A 19,506-nucleotide genomic window follows, 5' to 3' on the forward strand; every position below is an offset into this window, starting at 1 on the left:
GCGGCGGCTCTAATTCACCACACCCCGCGCCGTGTGGCCTCGACATCCCGAGCCGACTCGGCAGGGTTTTCGGTCAGGACGAGCCGACTCGGCAGGGACTCAGGCGGTGACCAATGCCCGCAGGCGCTCGTCGCGGGGCCAGGCGCCGGCCCAGACGAGGGCGGCGGTGGCGATGGCGAAGACGGTGTTGAAGGCCGGCTGCCCGAAGACCAGGTTCACCGTGACCGCGCCGCCGAGGTAGGCGGTGATCAGGACCGTCCCCATCGCCCGGGTGACCGGGACGTGGTAGGCCACCAGCGACAGGCCGAGGACGACGCCGCAGACCACCGGGAACCAGCCCGGGGCGCCGACCTTGTCGTTGAAATCCATCACCGGCTCGACCCGCAGCAGGTGCGTGACGATGTCGAAGCCGAGGAACAGGGTGACCAGGACAGTGATGACCCAGCCGGCTCGTTGTGCGTTGGTGCTCATCTCGATCTCCTCAGGAGGTGGGTGGTGATGCTCTTACCCACGCGTCGAGCGCGCACCGGCGATCTCGACATCGCCCTTCACTATTTCTTCAGAGCCTTGTTCTTCAGAGCCTTGGCGGCGACCCGCAGGTCGGCGACCAGAGCGTCGTACGTCGCCTGCCTCTCGTCCTCCGCCCTGAGGACGGCGGAGGGGTGGGTCGTCGCGAGGACCCAGGGGTCGAAGGTCTCCGTGGCGATGGCCTCGGGCCACTCGAGGAGGTGGCCACGTGCCTCACCGACGCGGAAGGACGAGCCGTCGTGTACGTCGCCCCCGGCTCGATCCCGGCGTCGGCCCCTCACCCATCACGCCCTGGGTGGCGTCGCGATAGAGCTCGCAGCCGCGGCAGTCCTGGACTGCGCTGCGGAGATCGGCGAGGCTCGGGGACTCCGGAACCCACTCCGCGGCACTCACGAGCCCAGCGGATCGTGGCCGACGTTCATCAGCCGGCGCCGCCAGTGCGCATCGCCGGCGGTCGGCTCAGCGGACGGTGTCTCCCCGGTCCGGTACCCACCCCGGCGGCGGGACACACGGCCTCAGCCCAGAAGCGCCCGAGCCTCCGGTGACTCGTAGAAGCTCGAGAGCCGGCGACGGATCAGCTGCTCGAGGACACCCGCCTCGGCGAGCGCCTCGATCACCGGCGGACCGAAGCGGAGCGCCTCCTCGATCAGGTCGTCGCGGCCCAGGCCCCACTCCTCCAGGAGCCGGTCGAGGGTGAAGCCGCCGTAGGTGTCGAAGAAGAAGTCGACACCCGTGTCGACCAGGGCCTGCAGATACTCGGAGTCCCGGATGTCGAGCCAGACCTGGTAGAGCCCGACGAAGAGCGCGACCAGCTGCTCGTCGTCGACCAGGTCGGCGAGCTCGCGCACCGGACGGGTCGCGAGCGCGTCCCAGACCTCCAGCAGCGCGTCGTGCACCTCCTCGTCGGTGACCGAGCTCGCGGCAGTGTCGGTGAGGTAGCCGAGCAGCGCGCCGGCACCACGCTCGGCCAGCTCGCGGGCGCTCTGGTCGACGGCCGCGCCGACCGGGGTGCCCTTCACCGTGTCCGCCATCCGGCCGGCGACGCGTTCGGCGATCGAGAAGCCGAGGGAGCCGCCCGGCAGGTTGTCGGCGAGCCGGCGGCCGGTGTCGACGGCACCCCGGGCCGTGCCACGCACCAAGGTGCCGACGCCGGCCTGGATCCCCGAGTTGTCGGCCAGGCTGCGCAGGACCTGCTGGCGCAGCGTACGCATCTCGACGAGGGCCTCGACGAGCTCGGCGATCCGCGGCCGGCTGACCACCTTGCCCAGCTGGGTGTCGTTGGCGGGATGCGCCTTCAGCCTCGTCGCGAGCGCCCCGGCGACCTCCGGGATCGCGCCCGGGAGCCGGAAGGTGCTGACGTACTTCAGCGCGACCTCCTTGATCAGGTCGCGCGGCATCACCTGATCGAGCGTCAGGTCACTGGCAGCACGCAGCGCGAAGTCGATCTCGCCGGTGACGAGATCGAGGAAACGTACGCCGCGCAGCGCCGCCATCTCATGGGCGACTTGGGCATCGAGGAGTCGTCGAGCGAGGTCCGGCTCAGTCATGGACGACATTGTCCACGGCCGGCACCGCCCGACGGCTCATTCCCACTCGATGGTGCCGGGAGGCTTCGAGGTGATGTCGACGGTGACCCGGTTGATCTCGCTCACCTCGTTGGTGATCCGGGTGGAGATGCGCTCCATGACGTCGTAGGGCAGGCGCGCCCAGTCGGCGGTCATCGCGTCCTCGGAGGTGACCGGGCGGAGCACCACGGGGTGGCCGTAGGTGCGGCCGTCGCCCTGGACGCCGACCGAGCGGACGTCGGCGAGCAGCACCACCGGCATCTGCCAGATGTCGCGGTCGAGACCGGCGCGGGTCATCTCCTCGCGGGCGATCGCGTCGGCCTCGCGGAGGATGTCGAGCCGCTCCTTGGTGACCTCGCCGATGATGCGGATGCCCAGGCCGGGGCCGGGGAACGGCTGGCGCTGGACGATCTCGTCGGGCAGGCCGAGCTGGGAGCCGACGGCGCGCACCTCGTCCTTGAAGAGCTCACGCAGCGGCTCGACCAACTCGAACTCGAGGTCCTCGGGGAGACCGCCGACGTTGTGGTGGGACTTGATGTTGGAGGTGCCGGCACCGCCACCGGACTCGACGACGTCGGGGTAGAGCGTGCCCTGGACGAGGAAGGCGACCTTCTCGTCGCTGTCACCGAGGATCTCGACCTCGGCACGCTCGAAGCAGCGGATGAACTCGCGCCCGATGATCTTGCGCTTCTCCTCCGGGTCGGTGACCCCGGCGAGCGCGTCGAGGAACTCCTTCTCGGCGTCGACGATCTTCAGCTCGGCGCCCGTCGAGTCCCGGAACGCCTTCTCGATCGCGACCGACTCGTTCTTCCGCATCAGGCCATGGTCGACGTAGACGCAGGTCAGCCGGTCACCGATCGCCTTGGCGACGATGGCCGCGGCGACCGCGGAGTCGACGCCGCCGGAGAGCGCGCAGATCGCGCGGTGGTCGCCGATCTGCTGGCGGACCCGCTCGATCTGGTCCTCGGCGATGTTGCCGATGGTCCAGGTCTGGCGTGCGCCGGCGATGTCCCACAGGAAGTGCTCGAGCACCTTCTGCCCGTGCTCGGAGTGGAGCACCTCGGGGTGCCACTGCACGCCCGCGAGCTGCTTCTCGACGTTCTCGAAGGCTGCCACCGGGGTGTCCGCGGTGCTCGCGAGCACGGTGAATCCCTCGGGCGCCTCGGAGACCGAGTCGCCGTGCGACATCCACACGTTGTGGGCCGGCGGGATGTCCCGGAGCAGGGTGCCGGGGACGCCGACGGTGACCGGCGTACGTCCGTACTCCCGGGCGCCGTTGTCGTCGACGGTCCCGCCCAGGCCCTGGGCCATCAGCTGGAAGCCGTAGCACATCCCGAAGACCGGGGTGCCCGCGGTGAACAGGCCGTTGTCGATGGCGGGGGCTCCCTCGGCGTACACGCTCGAGGGGCCGCCGGAGAGGATGATCGCCTTCGGGTTCTTGGCGAGCATCTCCTCGACCGGCATCGAGTGCGGCACGATCTCGGAGTAGACCTTCGCCTCACGTACGCGGCGGGCGATCAGCTGCGCATACTGCGCACCGAAGTCCACCACGAGAACCAGATCGTGCTCTTCCGCCCCAGGAGCCTGCGTCATGCACGAATCCTAACGACGGGGAACGCCGCCCGCGAAATGCACCAGGGCCCGGCCGGGGAGGGAGGTGGCCGGGCCCTGATTGCCCGAGGCATCACTGTCCCGGACTGAAAGACCCGGCATGTATTAGGGAGGGAGCAATCCCGGGTCTGATCACTCCAACGACCCCTCTTAACCACAGTTACGGGTCAACTAAAAACTTCCTGCCAGAAAGTTCCCGCGGAACCCGTATCACCACGGCAACAGGTTGGTCACCGGACATCCACAATGGGCAGCTGCAAGGCGGCCGGCGCCGTGGCGGGCACAGCGGGCGAAGTCGGCCGGACCGGCTGGATCCGCGCGTAGCCCGCGCCCAGCTCCGGGCGCGGGTCGGCCTGGTCCTTGTTGGGCCAGAACGCCATCGCCCGCTCGGCCTGCGCGGTGATCGTCAGCGACGGGTTCACGCCCAGGTTGGCAGTGATCGCGGAGCCGTCGACGACGTGCAGGCCGGAGTAGCCGTAGAGCCGCTGGTAGGGATCGATGACACCGGTCTCCACCGAGTCGCCGATCGTGCAGCCGCCGATGAAGTGGGCGGTCATCGGCTTGTTGAACGGCTCCCCGATCGTGCCGCCGGCATACCCCGGCTTCTCACCCCTGCTCATCACCCCGGCCATCTTCCGCACGGCATCCAGGCCGGCCGGGATCCAGGTGGGGTTGGGCTTGCCGTGACCCTGCTTCGACGACATCCGCCACCCGAAGATCGTGCGCTTCGGGAAGGTCGTGATCGAGTTGTCGAGCGCCTGCATGACCAAGGCGATGACGGTGCGCTCGGACCAGTGCTTGAAGTCGTAGAACGTACGCAGCGACCGCCGCTGCAGCCACATCTCCTTGAGCCAGCGGCGGAGCCGGTGGGGACCACCTTCGGTGAGCACGGTCTGCATCGCCGCGATCGCGTTGCTGCCGTGGCCGTAGCGGACCGGCTCGATGTGGGTGTGCTCGTCGGGGTGCCACGAGGAGGTGATGGCCACGCCCTCGGTGTAGTCGATCGCGGTGTCCGGCGCGATCGCACCCAGGATCGACTCGGAGTTGGTGCGGGTCAGCTCACCCAGGCGCGGGGAGATCTGCGGGAGGTCACCGGTGCGCTTGAGCTTGTGGAGCAGCTTCTGGGTGCCGAGCGAGGCGGCCGAGAAGATCACCTGGTCGGCGGTGAACTTCCGGGTGCGGCCGAAGCCGAGCTTGGCCTTGGTGGAGCGGGTCTCGATGACGTACCCGCTTCCGGTCCTGGCCGGGTAGACGCGGGTGACCGTGGTCAGCGGGTGCACCTCGGCGCCGTTCTTCTCCGCGAGGTAGAGGTAGTTCTTGACCAGGGTGTTCTTCGCGTTGTGGCGACAGCCGGTCATGCACTCGCCGCAGTTCGTGCACGTACGCCGGTCGGGACCCTCGCCGCCGAAGTAGGGGTCCGCGACCTCCTGCCCCTCGACCTGCCCCGGGCCGCCGAAGAAGACGCCGACCGGCGCCTTGTGGAAGGTGTCACCGCGGCCGGCCTCGGCCGCGACCTTCTGCATGACCTCGTCGGCAGGGGTCAGGTGGGGATAGAGGGTGACGCCGAGCATCCGCTTGGCCTGCTCGTAGTAGGGGGCGAGCTCGTCCTTCCAGTCGGTGATGTGGCTCCAGGAAGGGTCCTCGTAGAACGGGTCGAGCGGCTCGTAGAGGGTGTTGGCGTAGACCAGCGAGCCGCCGCCGACGCCGGCGCCGGCCATGATGACCGCGTCCTTGACCATGTCGATGCGCTGGATCCCGTAGCAGCCGATCGCCGGCGCCCAGAGATATTTGCGCAGGTCGAAGGAGGTGTTGGGCAGCTCGTCGTCGCTGAACCGGCGACCCGCCTCGACCACCCCGACCTTGTAACCCTTCTCGGTCAGCCGCAGCGCGCTGACCGATCCACCGAAGCCCGACCCGATGACGAGTACGTCGTAATGGGTCATGCGCGGCCCAGCGCCTTCAGCGCGCGCAGCGAGGCGGTCATGAACTTGGCGTACGCCTGGTCGCTCATCCCGAACTGCGGGGCGAAGCGCAGCACGGCCTGCGAGGCGACCGACTGGGTCTCGGTGTAGCGCAGGATGCCCTCGACACCCTGGCGACGGCCCTGGCCGGACTCGCGCATGCCGCCCATCGGGGCGTCGATGCTCGCGAAGGTGGCGCCGAAGGCCTCGTTGATGTTGATCGTGCCGCACTTGATCTGGCGGGCGATGCGCCGGGCGCGCGAGGTGTCGCGGCTGTAGATCGAGCCGTTGAGGCCGTACTCGCCGTCGTTGGCGCGCTCGATCGCCTCCTCCTCGCTGTGGAAGCGGTAGATCGAGACGACCGGGCCGAAGGTCTCGTTGCCGAAGCAGGTCATCTCCGGGGTGACGCCCTCGAGGATGGTCGGCTCGAAGAAGAACGGCGCCAGGTCGGGGCGGGCCTTGCCACCGGCGAGCACGCGGGCGCCCTTGGCGACGGCGTCCTCGACGTGGGCGGTCGCGGTGTCGACCTGGGCCTGCGAGATCAGGGTGCCCATGTCGTTCTCCCACCCGAGGGTGGCCCCGAGGGTCATCGCCTGGGTGCGGGCGACGAAGCGCTCCACGAACCGGTCGTAGATCTTGTCGTCGACGAACAGCCGCTCAACGCTGACGCACAGCTGGCCGGAGTTGGAGAAGACCGCGCGGGTCGCGCCCTCGGCGGCCTTCTCGATGTCGGCGTCCTTCAGGATCAGCATCGGGTTCTTGCCGCCGAGCTCCAGGCTGGCGCCGATCAGCCGCTCCGCGGCCTGCTTGGCGACGATCTTGCCGGTGTTGGTCGAGCCGGTGAAGCAGACGTAGTCGGCGCGCTGGATGATGCTGGTGCCGACCTTCGAGCCCGGTCCGGCGACGACGGTCCACAGGTTCTCCGGGAGTCCGGCCTCGGCCAGCAGCTCGGCACCGAGGAGCGCGCTGAGCATGGTCTGCGAGTCGGGCTTGATGACCACCGCGTTGCCGGCGGCGATCGCGGCCAGGCCGTCGCACAGCGCCATCGTGAACGGGTAGTTCCAGGGGCTGATGATCCCGACGACGCCCTTGGGGACGTGGTTGAGCTCGACCCGGGTCAGCACCGGGATGACGCCGAGCTTGCGCTCGGTGTCGAGGATCTTGCTGCTCCGGCGCCCGTAGTAGCGGGCGGTCAGGGCGATGTGCAGCGGCTCGTCGAAGGCGTGCTTGCGGGCCTTGCCCGACTCCAGCACGATCAGGTCGAGGATCTCGGCCTGCCGGTCGAGGACGAGGTCGTGCAGCTTGATCAGGATGCGCTCGCGCTCGGCGACCGGGGTCGCGGCCCACTTCTCCTGGGCGACCCGGGCCTTGGCGAAGGCCGCGGCGACATCGTCGTCGCTCGACTGCGGGATGTGCGCCAGCGGCGCCCCGTCGAGCGGACTGATGACCTCTCGGGTCTCCCCCGTCGTCGCCACGACGCGGCCGGTCAGGCGGGAGACGTAGTCAGGCTCGAGGGCCAGGGACGCCGTGGCGTCGTGCTCGGGATCGAGCGGGCCCTCGACGATCGGGCCGCCGGAAGAAGTCGGGTTCGATGCGCTCATGTACCGAGAGTATGTGACCGGCGTCTCTGAAGCCAGACAGCCGTCCCACTAACTCACGATGCGAACGTCGGCGGCCCACCACAGATAGCTGTGACGCTCGGCCGGAAGGTCGATGTCGATCCGGTCCAGCGGCAGCCGGTCGAGCGCATGCGCGGTGCACTCCTCCGCGGGGGTGGCTCGGTAGAGATAGGCGTCCAACGGCCACTTCGTACGCAGCCACTCGTCCAGCCGCTCGGCGACCGCTGCGCCGAGCCCGGGCTCTCGGTCCTGGCGGAGCCAGTAGCTGACCCTGGCGGTGGCCCCTCCTGCGTACCTGAGCAGGGTCTGGGCGTCGGCGCCCATCGCCTCCAGGTACGGGAACAGGGGCTGCACGTAGAGGCAGCCGAGCGAGGAGGTGCCGGCAGGATCGAGGAAGAGGTAGGTGAAGGCGCGCTTCGCCTGGTGGTCGGACCAGTGCCGGATCACCAGCGGCAGGTTGTCGTCACTGCCGAACCCGTCCAGCGGCCACCGGCCACAGCTGTGGTCGCGGATCACGTCCGGGCTGGCCAGGTAGGCCTCGGTGTCCAGGTCGAGCAGCTCGGGACTCAGCGGCGCGAGCACGAAGTCGTCGGTGGCCAACGGCTCGGGGGGATCTGCGACCAGGAACATGGAGTCAGATTGCTACGTCAACCGCTTGGTCCGCCATGGCAATTCGGAGCACGTTCAGACGAGATCCTCGACCTCCAGGCGGGCGCGGTCGGCCTCCTCGTCGGTGACCATGAGCTGGGAGCGGCGCTCAGCCTCGATGCGGCGCAGGTAGTGGTCGACCTCCTCCTTGGTGCGCTGCTCGTCCCAGCCGAGCTCCTCGGCCATGATCTTGGCGACCGCCGGGGCGGCGCGTACGCCGCGGTCGAAGGTCTCCATCGAGATCCGGGTGCGGCGCTCGAGCACGTCGTCGAGGTGGCGGGCGCCCTCGTTGGTGACGGCGTAGACGACCTCGGCGGCGAGATAGTCCTCGGCGCCCTCGAGGGGCAGCGCCAGCGGGCGGCGCTCCTGGATGAGGTCGAGCACGTCGTCGATCAGGCCGCCGTGACGGCCCAGGAGGTGGTCGATCCGGGCGACGTGGAGGCCGGAGCGACGGGCGAGCAGGACGCGCTGGTTGGAGCGGGTCTCGAAGCCCTCGGCACCGACCAGCCGCACCTTGTCGGTGATCGAGTCGCGCAGGGTCATGTTGGTGGTCGTGCCGAGCGAGTGGGCCGCGGCGTCGACGGCGTCCTTGGCCATCACCCGGTAGGTCGTCAGCTTGCCGCCGGCGATCAGCACCAGGCCCGGCAACGGCGTGACCACGGTGTGCTCGCGGCTCAGACCGGCAGTCTGGTCGGACTCGCCGGTCAGGAGGGGGCGGAGCCCGGCGTACACGCCCTCGACGTCCTCGAGGTCGAGCGGCTCGCGCAGGATCGCGTTGACGTGCTCCAGGACGTACTCGATGTCGGTCTTGGAGGCCGCCGGGTGGGCGAGGTCGTAGGTCCAGGGGGTGTCGGTGGTGCCGATGATCCAGTGGCGGCCCCACGGGATCACGAAGAGCACCGACTTCTCGGTGCGGACGATGAAGCCCGACTCGGAGCGGATCCGGTCGCGCGGGACGACGAGGTGGATGCCCTTGGACGCCTTGACGTGCAGGGCGCCACGGCCGCCGACCATGTCCTGGATCTCGTCGGTCCAGACCCCGGCGGCGTTGACGACCGTCTTGGCCCGGATGACCAGGTCCTGGTCGTGCTCGAGGTCGCGAGCCCGGACCCCGACGACCCGCTCGCCCTCGCGCAGGAAACCGGTCACCTGGACCCGGGTCGCGACGTGGGCGCCGTGGGAGGCGGCGGTGCGGGCGATCGTCATGACCAGGCGGGCGTCGTCGACCTGGGCGTCGTAGTACTGGATTGCGCCGGTGATCGTGTCGGTGTTGAAGTCGGGGGCGATCCTGGCCACACCCCGGCGGGTGAGGTGACGGTGGCGCGGGAGGCCGGAGTTGCCCATCCCGGAGAGCGGCCCGAAGCTGGCCATCCCGTCGTAGAGCGCGAGGCCGGCCCCGATGTAGGCGCGCTCCCAGACCGGGTTGGTCAGCGGGTAGAGGAACGGCACCGGCCGGACCAGGTGGGGCGCCAGGGTGTTGAGCAGCAGACCGCGCTCCTGGAGCGCCTCGCGGACCAGCTCGAAGTCGAGCATCTCGAGGTAGCGCAGACCGCCGTGGACGAGCTTCGAGCTCCGCGAGCTCGTTCCCGAGGCCAGGTCGCGCTGCTCCACCAGGCCCGTGCTCAGGCCTCTGGTGACGGCGTCCAGCGCCACGCCGGCGCCGGTCACACCTCCACCGACGACGAGTACGTCGAGCTCGGTCTCCCCCGCCGCACCGACCATCGTGCCGATCGCGAGATCGCGGCTCTGCGGACTCAGGGCCCCAGTTCGAGTCATACGTTCGAAGTTAACTCACCACGTCGAATTGTCACTTCTGGCGCGCGAGAAATTCACCGGCGCCGGACGATAAGTCACGCAGGCGTCACAGACGGGCGGCGCTGACCAGGGTGGCGAGCCGGTCGGGCGGCATCGGCTCCTCGACCACGACCATCTTGTCGCCGTCGGCGTGGATCATCGGGCGGGTGCCGGTGGGCTCGGGGGACGCGGTCGCGATGGCCACGTGCATGACCCGCCCGTCCGGGCGGGCGAAGAAGTAGAGGTCACCGGCGGCGGCGTCGTCGAGGTCGATCGCCTCGAGCGCGGCGGCCTGGTCACGGGCGTCCCGCGGAAGACGTACGCCGACGGCCTCCGCCGCTCGGAAGACCAGGCCGGAGCAGTCGATACCGGCGTCGGTGGTGCCGCCCCAGACGTACGGGACGCCGAGGTAGCTCCTGGCCCTGCTCAGCAGGACGGAGACGGAGCTGGTCAGGGCATCCGCCGGCAGCCAGCCGGGATAGCCCCGCTCGTCCTTGGTGGAGGCGTGGGAGGGGACCACGACGTACGCCCACTCGCCCCGTGTCTCGAGGACCACGACCTCCTCGCCGGGGACGACCTCGGTCTCGTGCTCGGCGTCGGCGGCGGGCTCGGCCACGACGAAGGTGGGCTGGTGGACGGTGGTCATGGGAGGACTCCTTCGATGCCGAGGCCCGGCTGATCAGGGAAGAGGATGCGAGGACCGTCGTAGCTGATCCCCCCGGCGTACGGGCTGGTCCTCGCCCACCAGCCCGCGTCCAGATCCTGCTCGCCGGGGATGTCGGTCGCGGCGACCAGTGCCGCGGCGGCACCGATGCCGAGGTGGGACTCCATCATGCAGCCGACGAGGCGGCCGAGGCCGTGACGCTTCGCGACCTCCAGCAGCTCGATCGCGGGCGTGATCCCGCCGCACTTGGCCAGCTTGACGTTGACCGCATCCGCAGCGCCCGCTCGGATGACGTCGACGAGGTCCTCGAGGTCGAAGACCGACTCGTCGGCCAGGATCCGGTAGGGCTGGTTCCGACGGACGTACGCCATCGCCTCCAGGTCCCGCCGAGCGACCGGCTGCTCGACGAACTCGAGCTCGACATCCTGGTCGGCCAGGGTCCTCAGCACCGCCACCGCCTCGTCCGCGCGCCAGCCGGTGTTGGCGTCCAGCCGGAGTACGCACCCCGGGGCCGCCTCGCGGACCGCGAGCACCCGCTCGGCGTCACCCGCGGCGTCGGTTCCGACCTTGATCTTGAGCGTCGCGAACCCGTCTTGGGCTCGGGCCGCCGCGGCCTCTGCCAGGTCGGCGGGGGTGCCTACCGAGAGGGTCATGTCGGTGAGCAGCTGTGTTGGTTTCGACACCGGCTCGCTGGCGCTCGTCGGGCTCAACCAACGGGGGCTCGGCGTTGGTTGAGCCGCCGGAGCCTCCAGGCGAAGGCGTGTCGAAACCAACACGTTCAGATGCTCGGCCATGGACACCCCGGCCCGCCGCGCGACGAGGTCGTGCAAGGCGATGTCGGCGGCCATCTTCGCCGACCGGTTCCCGACGACGGCCTGCTGGATCAGCCCGGCCAAGGACAGGTCCGCGGCTGCCCCGACCAGAACGTCGGAGATCGGCCCTTCCAAAGCAGCCGCGGATCCGGCGAGCGAGTCGCCGGTGACCCTCCAGACCTGCGGCGCCTCACCCCAGCCGACGCGCCCGTCGGAGTCCTCGACCGTGACCACGACCGTCTCCGCGAACTCCGTACGCCGCAGCGCGGTCACGAACGGGGTGTGCAGCGGCACCCGGACACGCTGGGTGCGCACCGCGGCGACCCGAGGCACCGTCACAGGGTCGACCACAGATAGCGAGCGACCTCGCTGATCCGGAACTCCGACTCGTCGTCGTCCAGGCCGGTCGTGAGCACGACCATGACCTGAGGTTCACCCTGGGCCGGGCGGATGATCGCCATGTCGTGGCGGACTCCGTCGACCCAACCGGTCTTGTTGCCGACCACCGCGTCCTCGGGCACCCCGAGCGGGATCGCGTCGCGATACTCCTGGGCGACCAGGATCCCCTCGACCTCGGCGGTCGACTCGGGCGACATCAGCCGGCCGGAGGCGAGCTTGGTGAGCAGCTTGCCCATGTCGTTGGCGGTGACCAGGTTCTGCAGCCCGGCCTCGCGTGCGGGCGCATCCTCGATCCCCCGCGAGACCGTCGTCATCGGCGTCACCCCGGCGTCGGCGAGCACCGCGGCGACCTCCTCGAGGCCGACCCGCTCGAGCACCAGGTTGACGGCCAGGTTGCCGGAGACGGTCAGGGAGCGGCGTACGAGCTCACCGAGCGGCAACTGGGAGCCGACCGCCGCCCAGGTCTCGGGGTCCTGGTCCTCGGCCGGGTCCATCTCGAACCGCGACCCGGTGGCGGCGGAGTCGAAGTCGGGATGCACCGTGATCGGCTCGTCGAGCGAGAGCAGCCCGCGATCGCGCAGCCGGTAGGCGGCGATCGCGACCGGCACCTTCATCAGGCTCGCCGCGTAGTGCTGCTGATTGACGTTCTGCGCCTGCGTCGGGACGCCGTCGAGGCCGCTGAGCCAGGTCGAGACCAAAGATTCCACGACTCGAGGCTAGTCGGTCTGGTCGAGCTCCTGCCGGACGCGGTTCACGTCGTCGATCCAGGCGTCGACGTCGGCGGCACGCGTGGCGTACTCCTCGGCCACGTCGGGCTCGAGCGAGATCCAGAACTGCGAGCTCTGCCCGGCCTCCCAGACGGCGTCGGCGACCTCCTCAGCGGTGAGCGCGCCCTCGGCCGACCGGAAACCCGGGAGTCCGGAGGAGCGCTCGAGCATCGCCGTCTTCACGCTGCGCGCGACGATCGCCTGAGCGACGATGCCCTGGTGCCGGTAGGTGGCGGCGAGCCACTCGGCGAAGGCGATCTCGGCGTGCTCGGTGGCCGCGTAGGAGGGGGAGCCGAGCAGCGTGAGGAGACCCGCCGAGGAGGAGGTGACCACGAACCGTCCAGCACCGCGGGCGACCCACTCCGGCAGCAGCAGCCGCGCGGCGCGTACGTGGGCGAGGACGTTGACCTCGTACGAGGTCAGCCAGGCGTGGTCGGAGGCCTCGAGACCGCGGCCGCGCTCGACTCCCGCGTTGCCGTACCAGGCGTCGATCTTGCCGAGCTCCTCCCGGGCAGCGTCCACGAGCGCTGCGGTGCCGGCGGCCGAGGCGGCGTCGCCGGGAACCGCGAGGGCGCCGATCGAGTCGGCCACCGAGCAGAGCTCGGCATCATCGATGTCGGCCACGACGACGCGACACCCTTCCTCCGCGAACCGAGTGGCCAGAGCCTTCCCGATCCCTCGGGCTGCTCCGGTCACAACCACCCCGCTCCCGGGTGCGAGTACGTTCACGGACCGACCACCTCCAGTGGCGTTAGTGAGGGTCAACCACTGTAACCGAGGCCGGTCCGTGAACGTGCGGCAACCTACTGATCAGTACCGATCACGCCGTCCAGCTCACTCAGGCAGCCCGGACGAGGGCGGGGCGTCCGAGGCGGCGCTGTCGTCCTCCTCGATGGGTGCGTCGCCGATGTCGGTGACGAGGACCGGCGTGAGCGGCTCGGAGGCGCCGTTCTTGATCTCGACCACGCTCATTCCCGAGATGCCCATGTGGGAGTCCGCGGAGTACCGGAACGGTGCCAGCCCAGGCCCTTCGAAGGAGGCGCCGTCCTTCTCGATCGTCTCCACGATCGACTCCCGGGTCAGGTTCTTGCCGTTGGCCTGCAGCGCCTGGACGAGGGTGTAGGCCTGCGCCATGCCGTAGATCCGGTAGTTGGTCAGCTTCTCCGAGCCCTTCTTGGAATAGGCGTCCCAGACCTTCTGCCACAGCTTGACCCACTCGTCGTCGGGAGCGTCGACGCCGCTGAGGTACTCGGTCGTCATCATCCCGTCCATCAGCTTCACGCCCTGCTCGGCGGGGATCTTGCCCTTGGTCATCGAGGCGAGCAGCCCGCCGACGAGCGCCGGGTCCGAGCCGACGTTCGAGTAGAACCACTTCGACTTGAAGCCGACGCCCTGCGCGGCGATCTGGCTCAGCGCGGTGTAGGAGGGGGTGTTGAAGCCGATCACCAGGTCGACGCCCTTGGACTTGAACGAGGACATCTGCGGGGAGAAGTCGGTCGAGCCACCCGGCGTGTACTTCTGGACGTCGACGATCTGGGCGTCGAGGAACTGCCGCGCGCCCTTCTCGCCGTCCTCGCCGAAGTCGTCGTCCTGCAGGAAGAGACCGACCTTGGCGTCGGGCATGTTCTCCTTGACGTACTGGCCGATGACCTTGCCCTCGATCTCGTAGTCCGTCTGCCAGCCGAACGTCATCGGGCTGGTCCCAGGATCGTCGCCCCACTGCAGCGAGCCGCTGGAGACGAACAGGTCGGGGATGCCGTCGTCGTTGAGGCGCTGCACGACCGCGCGGTGCGTGGGGGTGCCGAGGCCGGCCACCATCGCAAAGATCTCGTCCTGGAGGATCATGTCGTTGGTGACGGCGCTGGTGTTGGTCGGGTTGTAGGCGTCGTCCTTGACGACCATCTCGATCTCGCGGCCGTGGACGCCACCGGCATCGTTGACGTACTCGTAGAAGGCCTGATGGCCGGACGGGATCTCCGAGTAGCCGGGCGCGGCCGGTCCGGTCAGCGGGAAGTGCGCACCGACCTTGATGGTGGTGTCGGTGACGCCGACCGCCGTCCCGTCCTCGGAGGGCCGCTCCTTCCCCGCGCCGCAGGCCGCGAGGAGCGAGGCGGTGGTGAGGACACAGACGACCTGGACGGCTCTGCGTGCGGTGTTTCTCATGGTGTCTTCTCCTTGGTTTGCCCCAGAAATGAGGTGAGAGATGAAGTGAGAGAGGAACGCGCCAGGAACGAGCGCAGGCTGCCGACGATCCCCGCCGGAGCGAGGAGGATGACGAGCATCAGCACCAGTCCGTAGACCACCGGGGTGACCTCTGCGGCCTGGGTGGCGCTGAGCCCGGCCGACTCCCCGAGATCGGTGGCGAAGTGAGGAAGAAAGGCGAGTACGCCGGCCCCGATGAGCGCTCCGGTCAGGCTGCCCAGCCCACCCAGGACGACCGCGGCCAGCAGCGTCAGCGAGAGCGTGATCGTGAACGCGCCCGGCGCCGTGAGGCGTACGTTCATGGCCATCAGGCCGCCGGCGAGCCCGGCAGCCATGGCACTGACGGTGAAGGCGACCACGCGGGCGCGGCCCAGGTGGATGCCGGCCAGCTCGGCAGAGACGTCGTCGTCCCGCACCGCCCGCCAGCGACGACCGATCCGCGAGCGGCTCAGGTTGGCGAGCGCCACGAAGGTGATCGCGAGGAGCAGCCAGCCGAGGTAGGCGAGGAAGGAGTACTGGTCGATCTCGACGGCGGTGAAGAACCAGACCAGGTCCTGGATCCGGGCCGGGAGCTCGGTGGCACGGGGCACGGACACCTGCAGCCCCTGCTCCCCGCCGAGGACGTCCCACTGGTTCGCCAGCCGGGGCACCGCGACCGCCAGCGTCAGGGTCGCGCCGGCGATGTAGGGCCCGTGCAGCCGCGCCGCCGGCACCCCGACCACTACCCCGACCGCGGCACACACCGTGATCGCGACGAGCAGGGCGACGAAGACGTCGGCCAGGGTCTCGCCGCCGGTGCGCTCGAGCACGAGGGTGGCGGCGTACGCCCCGACGGCCATGAGCGCGCCGTGGCCCAGGGAGAGCTGGCCGGAGAGGCCGGTCAGGAGGGTGAGCCCGCCGGCGGCGATGGCGAAGTAGGCCATCTCGGCGTAGCGGGTCTGCAGGTACTGGCTGGAGCTGCCGATGACTGCCATCGCCACGACGAAGGCGATCAGGGCGACGATGAGGTGGCGGGCCAGCGGCACCGACGTCACCGGACGAAGGAGAGAGCGCAGTCGTTCCATGGGTCAGACCCTCCTGGCCGCAGCCGCCGCGAAGAGGCCGCTGGGACGCACCAGCAGCACCACCATCAAGATCCCGAGCGCGACCAGCGGCGCCAGGTGCTCACCGACGTAGCCGGTGACGTAGGAGAGCGAGAGCCCGAGGATCAGGCCGCCGATCACCGACCCGAGCGGTGAGTCGAGGCCGCCCAGCACGGCGGCGATGAAGCCGTAGATCACGAACGGGTCCATGAACGCCGGATTCATCAGGTCGCCGCCGGCGATGAGCATCCCGGCCACCGCGCCCACGGCCGCCGCGAGCGCCCAGCCGAGGGTGAGCATGCGGCCGACGCGCACGCCCAGGAGCCGGGAGACCTCGCCGTTGAACGCGGCCGCCCGCATCCGCAGGCCCAGGTCGGTGAAGCGGAAGAGGACCACGAGCCCGGCCATCACGAGGGCGACCACGACGATCGTCAGGATGCCGAACGGGGTGATGCCGATCGAGGTGTCCCCGACCGAGATCGCGTTGGTGCTGACCGGGGCCGGGAAGCCGCGGTGCTGGACGCCGAAGGTGATCGCGGTGAGGCCGTGGAGCACCATGAACAGGCCCAGGGTGAGGATCACCGCGTTGAGCTCGGCCTTGCCCTCGACCGGGCGGATGATCACCCGCTCGATCAGCGCGCCGAGGCCGAACCCGGCGGCGATCGCGGCCAGGAAGGCGACCCAGTAGGGCACGTCGGCGTTGATCAGCGAGAGCGCGATGTAGGTGGTCACCATCGCCATCGCCGCCTGGGCGAAGTTGACGATCCGGGTCGAGCGCCAGATCAGGCACAGCGCCAGCGCGAACGCGGCGTAGACCGCGCCCAGGACCAGGCCACCGAGGGTGGTGTCGAGAAACTGCTGCATGTCTGCTCCCTAGAACCCGAGATAGGCGTGGCGGAGCTGCTCGTCGGCGGCCAGCTCGGCGGCCGGCGCCGAGGCGACGACCTTGCCGAGGTTGAGCACGACGCCGTGGTCAGCGATGGACAGGGCACTGCGGGCGTTCTGCTCGACCAGGACGACGGTGAGCTCCTCGGTCTGCACGAGCCCACGGAGCAGGTCGAAGATCTGGGCCACCACCCGGGGCGCGAGCCCGAGGGAGGGCTCGTCGAGCAGGAGTACGGTCGGCCGCGCCATCAGCGCGCGGCCGATGACGAGCATCTGGCGCTCGCCGCCCGAGAGCATGTGGGCGGTGGCCTCGCGGCGCTCGCCCAGCCGCGGGAAGAGCTCGAAGATCCGCTCGACCGGCATCGGCTCGGAGCCGGTCGCGCGGTGCAGCCCGCCGAGCCGGAGGTTCTCGGTGACGGTCAGCTCGGCGATGACACCGCGTCCCTCCGGGACGTGGGAGAGGCCGTACGAGGTCAGCTTCTCGGTCGCGGTGCGCGTGATGTCCTTGCCGTCCAGCTTCACGGTGCCCCGGCTGGATCTCACCAGGCCGGACACCGTGCGCAGCAGCGTGGTCTTGCCGGCGCCGTTGGCGCCCAGGACCGCGGTGACCTGGCCTCTCGACGCGGTGAAGGTGACGCCGTTGAGCGCCTTGACGGGTCCGTACGCAGCGCTCAGGTCCTCGACGGCGAACATCAGGCCTCCTCGGCGGTGAGTGCGTGGACCTCGGCGTCGTCGTCGTGCTCGACCTGGTCGCCCAGGTAGGCGGCGAGGACGGCCGGGTCGTTGCGGATCTCGTCGGGTGAGCCGGCGGCGATGACGCGGCCGAAGTCGAGCACCGTGATCCGATGGCAGACCGACATCACCAGGTCCATGTGGTGCTCGACGAGCATCACGGCGGTGCGCTCGGTCAGGCCGGTGATGATCTCGCCGAGCTCGGTCATCTCCTCGGCGCTCAGCCCGCTGGCGGGCTCGTCGAGGAGCAGCAGCTCCGGCTCGGCGACCAGGGCGCGCGCGAGCGCGACCTTCTTCCGGATCGGGTAGGGCAAACTGCCGGGGTAGCGGGCGGCGTACGACTCGATCCCGAGCTCGCCGAGGAGCTCCCGCGCCTTGGCGGCCAGCCGGGCGTCGTCGCGGTGGCCGATCCCGAGCAGCCCGCGCACGAAGCCGGCGCGGGCGAGACGGTCGGCACCGACCATCACGTTGTCGAGCACCGTCATCCCCTCGAAGAGCCCGAGGCCCTGCAGGGTCCGGGCGATGCCGTGGCCGGCGAGCTGGTGCGGGCGGAGGCCGTGGATCGTCTCGCCGCGCAGGCGGAGCTCGCCCTCCGCGGGGGTGACGAACCCGCACACGACGTTGAACAAGGTGGTCTTGCCGGCGCCGTTGGGGCCGATGACGCCGAGCACCTCATGGGGCGCGACCTCCAAGGAGACGTCCTCGAGGGCGCGTACGCCCCCGAACCGGACCGAGACGCCCTCGACCGCGAACAGCGGTGGGTCTTCGCCGGACTTCTGCATCGTGCTCCCTTCACCTGATGTGACGGGTTTCACTTTGGACTCTCCGCACAACCGGGGATATGGGCAGTGAGCACAAAATCTTTCGGGCGCTCCGACCGAGATTCCCTGGTTTGCTGGCGGATGTGGCAGCGGGCATGGGACGCTCCGCACATGGGTGTGACGAGTGACACAGCTCCCGACGCGGAGCTCCGTCCGCTGGTGGAGCGTGCCTGGGCCTCGCTGGTGAGCCAGGCGGACGCGATCGCCGACGACATCACGCTGACCCTGATCGCGATCCAGCCGGAGTGGCACCAGAACGCCGAGCCGTCGGTGCGGGCCGACCTGCGCTCGAGCACCCGGGAGCACGTACGCCGCGGCATCCGGGCCATGGCCGGGCTCACCCCGGGAGCCAATCCCGTCGACCTGTGGCGCGAGACCGGTCGGCGGCGGGCGCGGCAGGGCGTACCTCTGGAGTACTGCCTCAACGCCTACACGGTCGGCACCCGGATGCTGTGGGAGGCGATGGTCCACCAGCAGGCGGCCCTGGGGATCGACGACCGGGTGATGGTGCTCGCCGGGCGCCAGGTGTGGACCGACCTGGACGTGCAGAACTCGGTCATGTCGGCCGCCTACCGGAAGGAGGCGGCGCTGCTGCAGCGTCGGGACCTGCAGCTCCAGGGCAGGCTCCTCGACGGGCTCGCGGAGGGCCGCGGCGGGGACCCGGCCTTCGCCGCCGAGGTGCAGGAGATCCTCGGGGTCGCCGCCGACGCGCAGATGGCCTGCGTGATCGCGGCCTTCGACGGCAACCGCGACTCACCGCTGCGCAACCCCGACGACCGGCTGGAGAAGGCCGGCCTGGTGTCGTTCTGGCACGTCCGCGGCGACCACCACTTCGGGCTCATCCCGTTGGGGTCGCGCCCGGTCGCCGAGGCCGTCGCCGACCTCGTCGAACAGCTCGCCTGCTGCAACTCCGGCCGGGTCGGGATCGCCACCGCCGACGACCTCAGCGGCTTCGGTACCGCCTTCCAGCTCGCCACGCACACGGTGGAGACGGTGCCCCGGGGGCGTACGGACATCGCGGTCGTCGACGACCGCCTGCCGCAGGTGCTGCTGACCGCCTCACCGGCGGTCTCCTCGCTGCTCGTCCGCCGCACCCTCGGCCCGATCCTGGCGCAGCCGCCGCACCAGTCCGACGTACTGCTGGCGACGCTGCGTGCCCTGATCGCCCACGGCGGCTCCCCCACCCACGCCGCCGAGGACCTGATCTGCCACCGCAACACGGTCATCTACCGCATCAAGCAGATCCAGGACCTCACCGGGAAGAGCATCTCCGACCCGCGTGATCGCCTCCTGTTCGCGCTGGCTCTGATGGCACTGGAGAAGTAGCCCCCTCCCCCCTGGTCGAGCCGCCGGAGCCGCTAGGCGGAGGCGTGTCGAGACCAACACAGTCCTATCGAGCGCCGATGGGACTGTGTT

Annotated in this window: 18 protein-coding genes; 1 reads left to right on the forward strand and 17 read right to left on the reverse strand. The window is 69.9% G+C overall.

Annotated elements, in window-relative coordinates; translation table 11 throughout:
* Positions 1 to 99 precede the first annotated feature (99 nt).
* The 17 genes from ABZ796_RS26050 to ABZ796_RS26130 all read right to left on the reverse strand — a co-directional run bounded on the left by ABZ796_RS26050 (position 100) and on the right by ABZ796_RS26130 (position 18,051).
* Positions 100 to 471, reverse strand: a complete 372-nt coding sequence (locus ABZ796_RS26050; RefSeq protein ID WP_357340944.1) for a DoxX family protein — start codon at positions 469 to 471, stop codon at positions 100 to 102.
* A gap of 80 nt (positions 472 to 551) precedes the next feature.
* On the reverse strand, positions 552 to 809 hold the full coding sequence (locus ABZ796_RS26055; protein WP_357340946.1) for a hypothetical protein: 258 nt from the start codon (positions 807 to 809) through the stop codon (positions 552 to 554).
* A 234-nt stretch (positions 810 to 1,043) separates the two neighbouring features.
* Positions 1,044 to 2,075 carry a hypothetical protein gene (locus tag ABZ796_RS26060; protein WP_357340947.1) on the reverse strand — a complete coding sequence of 344 codons (1,032 nt, stop codon included), beginning with the start codon at positions 2,073 to 2,075 and terminating at the stop codon, positions 1,044 to 1,046.
* 36 nt (positions 2,076 to 2,111) lie between these two features.
* On the reverse strand, positions 2,112 to 3,686 hold the full coding sequence (guaA, locus tag ABZ796_RS26065; RefSeq protein ID WP_357340949.1) for a glutamine-hydrolyzing GMP synthase: 1,575 nt from the start codon (positions 3,684 to 3,686) through the stop codon (positions 2,112 to 2,114).
* A gap of 248 nt (positions 3,687 to 3,934) precedes the next feature.
* A complete protein-coding gene (locus tag ABZ796_RS26070; protein WP_357340950.1) occupies positions 3,935 to 5,647 on the reverse strand; it encodes a GMC family oxidoreductase in 1,713 nt (570 codons plus the stop codon).
* A complete protein-coding gene (locus ABZ796_RS26075) occupies positions 5,644 to 7,266 on the reverse strand; it encodes a succinic semialdehyde dehydrogenase (RefSeq protein WP_357340951.1) in 1,623 nt (540 codons plus the stop codon). Before ABZ796_RS26075 ends, ABZ796_RS26070 begins: the two co-directional genes overlap by 4 nt.
* A gap of 48 nt (positions 7,267 to 7,314) precedes the next feature.
* A complete protein-coding gene (locus tag ABZ796_RS26080; RefSeq protein ID WP_357340952.1) occupies positions 7,315 to 7,914 on the reverse strand; it encodes a hypothetical protein in 600 nt (199 codons plus the stop codon).
* A gap of 54 nt (positions 7,915 to 7,968) precedes the next feature.
* The gene (locus ABZ796_RS26085) at positions 7,969 to 9,708 is read right to left on the reverse strand and encodes a glycerol-3-phosphate dehydrogenase/oxidase (protein ID WP_357340953.1); all 1,740 of its coding nucleotides are present in this window, start codon (positions 9,706 to 9,708) and stop codon (positions 7,969 to 7,971) included.
* Positions 9,709 to 9,793: 85 nt separating this feature from the next.
* Positions 9,794 to 10,372: a C40 family peptidase gene (locus tag ABZ796_RS26090; RefSeq protein ID WP_357340955.1), complete on the reverse strand. Its 579-nt coding sequence runs from the start codon at positions 10,370 to 10,372 to the stop codon at positions 9,794 to 9,796.
* A complete protein-coding gene (locus ABZ796_RS26095) occupies positions 10,369 to 11,535 on the reverse strand; it encodes a dipeptide epimerase (RefSeq protein WP_357340957.1) in 1,167 nt (388 codons plus the stop codon). Before ABZ796_RS26095 ends, ABZ796_RS26090 begins: the two co-directional genes overlap by 4 nt.
* 2 nt (positions 11,536 to 11,537) lie before the next feature.
* On the reverse strand, positions 11,538 to 12,308 hold the full coding sequence (locus ABZ796_RS26100; protein ID WP_357340959.1) for a serine hydrolase: 771 nt from the start codon (positions 12,306 to 12,308) through the stop codon (positions 11,538 to 11,540).
* A 9-nt stretch (positions 12,309 to 12,317) separates the two neighbouring features.
* Positions 12,318 to 13,097, reverse strand: a complete 780-nt coding sequence (locus ABZ796_RS26105; protein ID WP_357340960.1) for an SDR family oxidoreductase — start codon at positions 13,095 to 13,097, stop codon at positions 12,318 to 12,320.
* Between the two features lie 105 nt (positions 13,098 to 13,202).
* Positions 13,203 to 14,531, reverse strand: a complete 1,329-nt coding sequence (locus ABZ796_RS26110) for an ABC transporter substrate-binding protein (RefSeq protein WP_357340961.1) — start codon at positions 14,529 to 14,531, stop codon at positions 13,203 to 13,205.
* Positions 14,528 to 15,634 (reverse strand): branched-chain amino acid ABC transporter permease, encoded by a 1,107-nt coding sequence (locus ABZ796_RS26115; protein ID WP_357340962.1) that lies wholly within the window; start codon positions 15,632 to 15,634, stop codon positions 14,528 to 14,530. The genes ABZ796_RS26110 and ABZ796_RS26115 overlap by 4 nt, the downstream gene beginning before the upstream one ends.
* 3 nt (positions 15,635 to 15,637) lie before the next feature.
* Positions 15,638 to 16,516: a branched-chain amino acid ABC transporter permease gene (locus ABZ796_RS26120; RefSeq protein ID WP_357340963.1), complete on the reverse strand. Its 879-nt coding sequence runs from the start codon at positions 16,514 to 16,516 to the stop codon at positions 15,638 to 15,640.
* Between the two features lie 9 nt (positions 16,517 to 16,525).
* Positions 16,526 to 17,230 (reverse strand): ABC transporter ATP-binding protein, encoded by a 705-nt coding sequence (locus ABZ796_RS26125; RefSeq protein WP_357340965.1) that lies wholly within the window; start codon positions 17,228 to 17,230, stop codon positions 16,526 to 16,528.
* Entirely contained in the window at positions 17,230 to 18,051 is an 822-nt protein-coding gene (locus ABZ796_RS26130; RefSeq protein ID WP_357340966.1) for an ABC transporter ATP-binding protein, read from the reverse strand. The genes ABZ796_RS26125 and ABZ796_RS26130 overlap by 1 nt, the downstream gene beginning before the upstream one ends.
* A gap of 150 nt (positions 18,052 to 18,201) precedes the next feature.
* Here ABZ796_RS26130 and ABZ796_RS26135 point away from each other — a divergent pair, with 150 nt between their 5' ends.
* Complete coding sequence (locus ABZ796_RS26135; RefSeq protein WP_357340968.1) at positions 18,202 to 19,416, forward strand: helix-turn-helix domain-containing protein; 1,215 nt, start codon at positions 18,202 to 18,204, stop codon at positions 19,414 to 19,416.
* The last annotated feature ends 90 nt before the right edge of the window (positions 19,417 to 19,506 follow it).

The organism is Nocardioides sp. NPDC047086, from assembly GCF_040643685.1.
Taxonomy (GTDB): Bacteria; Actinomycetota; Actinomycetes; order Propionibacteriales; family Nocardioidaceae; genus Nocardioides.